Raw genomic sequence first — 2211 nt, forward strand, 5'->3', positions numbered from 1 at the left:
GGGCGAGGCGGCCCGCAGGAACTGCACGGCGAACATGCCGAGCGTCCCGGTGCCGACCACGGCGACCCGCTCGCCCGGGCGGGCGTTCGCCTTGAGCGCGGCGGCGGCGATGCAGGCGGCGGGCTCCAGCAGGGCGGCTGCCGTGAGGTCGGCGTCGTCGGGCAGCACGTGCAGCAGCCGCGCGGGCAGGGTCAGCGTGGGCGCCATGGCACCCGGCTGCGTGAACCCGGTCTCCTCGTAGCCGGCCGTGCACAGGGTGGTCTCGCCCGCGTGGCAGCGGTCGCACACCTGGCAGTTGCGGAAGCCCTCGCCGACCACCTTGCGGCCGACCAGGGACTGCGGCACCCCGGCGCCCACCGCCCGCACCGTTCCGGACCACTCGTGCCCGGGAATCAGCGGGTAACGGACGTATCCCTCCGGCCGGTTGCCCTGGTACACCTCGCGGTCACTGCCGCAGATGCCCACCGCGTGCACGGCCACCAGCGCCTCGCCCGGACCCGGCTCACACGGCTCGTGCGGTACGACCCGGTGCTCGCCCGGCGCCTCGACGACGACCGCGGTGCTCACTTCGTGTCCTTCGGCCTGCGCTGCTCCCAGCCGTCGGCCCACAGGTCGAACCGGGCCTGCTGCTGCGGGAACTCCGCGGCCGCCTCGGCGTCGAACTCCACGCCGAGGCCGGGCGCGTCGGACAGGTGGAAGTACCCGTCGATCACCTCGGGGGCACCCTTCACGACCTTCTTGATCTCCGCGTCGGCGAAATCGTTGAAGTGCTCCAGGATCTTGAAGTTCGGGGAGGTGAATCCGACCTGGAGCGAGGCGGCGGTGAGCACCGAGCCGCCGACGTTGTGCGGGGCGACGAGCACGTAGTGCGCCTCGGCGGTCGCGGCCAGCTTCCGGGTCTCCCAGATGCCGCCGATGTGGCCGACGTCCGGCTGGATGATGTCGGCGGCCTGGCTCTCGAAGAGCTCGCGGAACTCGATCCGGTCGTGGATCCGCTCACCGGTCGCGACCGGCAGGTCCACCTTGGCGGCCACCTTCTCCAGCGCCTTGAGGTTCTCCGGCGGCACCGGCTCCTCCAGCCACGCCGGCTCGAAGGGGGCCAGCTCCTTCGCCAGCCGGACCGCGGTGGCGGGGGAGAAGCGGCCGTGCATCTCCAGCATCAGCTCGGCATCCGGGCCGATGGCGTCGCGCACGGCCTCGATGAGCGAGACGGAGTAGAGGGTCTGCTCGTGGTCGAGCTCGAAGTGCCCGGTGCCGAACGGGTCGATCTTGAGGGCCTTGTACCCGCGGGCCATGACCTCCTGGGCGGCCTTGTGGTAGGCCTCCGGGGTCCGCTCCGTCGTGTACCAGCCGTTGGCGTACGCCTTGACCCTGTCGGTGACCTTGCCGCCGAGCAGCTGCCAGACCGGCACGCCCAGGGCCTTGCCCTTGATGTCCCAGCAGGCCATCTCGACGACCGCGATGCCGGACATCACGATTTCACCCGCCCGGCCGTAGTCGCCGTACTTCATACGGCGTACGAGGTCCTCGACAGCGAACGGGTCGGAACCGAGAATGTGGTTGACCTCGGCTTCCCTCAGGTATCCGAGCAGCGCGTCGGTGTGACCGAGCATCCGGGTCTCGCCGACTCCCGTGATCCCTTCGTCGGTGTGCACCTGTACGTAGGTCAGGTTGCGCCACGGCGTCCCGACCACGTGCGTGCTGATTCCGGTGATGCGCACGGCAGTTGCCCTTCAGCTGTTCGATATTTCGTCACACGTTCGAAATGCTGGCGTGACAGTAAGGACGGGGCGGCGGGGGTGTCAATGGGGCGAACGGATAACGGTTTCGGCAAGGCTTTCGAGAGCTCTTTCGATCTCCCACAGAACCTTCACAGTGGTGCCTAGGAACGTGACCTGTGCGGAATCTAGTCTTCCCGCGTCATGGACTACTGCCTCCCGTGCCGTCGGCACCTCAACGGCGCCCTCGCCTGCCCGGGGTGCGGCACACCGATCGAACAGCTCCGCGTGTACGCGCACGACTCGTACGAGTACAAGGACGAAGACAAGGGCGAGTCCCCGTACGACGGTTACGACGACGAAGCCGACCGGGGCGACGAGAGCGGCGACGGCGACGGCAGCGACGGCGGGGACGAGGACGAGGACGAACCGCTCGGGCGCGCCGCCCGGCGCCGTGAACAGGGGCGGGGCCGGTCGCGCGGAGGGGCTGCCG

General features: G+C 69.7%; 2 protein-coding genes and 1 pseudogene. 1 reads left to right on the plus strand and 2 read right to left on the minus strand.

From position 1 onward, the window contains the following. Positions 1-567 (minus strand): alcohol dehydrogenase catalytic domain-containing protein (locus ACFW2E_RS45575; RefSeq protein WP_384477715.1); only part of this gene is annotated, 567 nt, incomplete at its 3' end. After that, positions 564-1721, minus strand: a complete 1158-nt coding sequence (locus tag ACFW2E_RS45580) for a mandelate racemase/muconate lactonizing enzyme family protein (protein WP_384477718.1) — start codon at positions 1719-1721, stop codon at positions 564-566. The genes ACFW2E_RS45575 and ACFW2E_RS45580, both read right to left, overlap by 4 nt. 201 nt (positions 1722-1922) lie before the next feature. On the opposite strand from ACFW2E_RS45580, the pseudogene ACFW2E_RS45585 reads away from it, so the two are divergent. Beyond that, positions 1923-2211, plus strand: a pseudogene (locus ACFW2E_RS45585) (hypothetical protein); the annotation flags it as partial.

It is taken from the genome of Streptomyces sp. NPDC058964 (assembly GCF_042741275.1).
Lineage (GTDB): Bacteria > Actinomycetota > Actinomycetes > Streptomycetales > Streptomycetaceae > Streptomyces.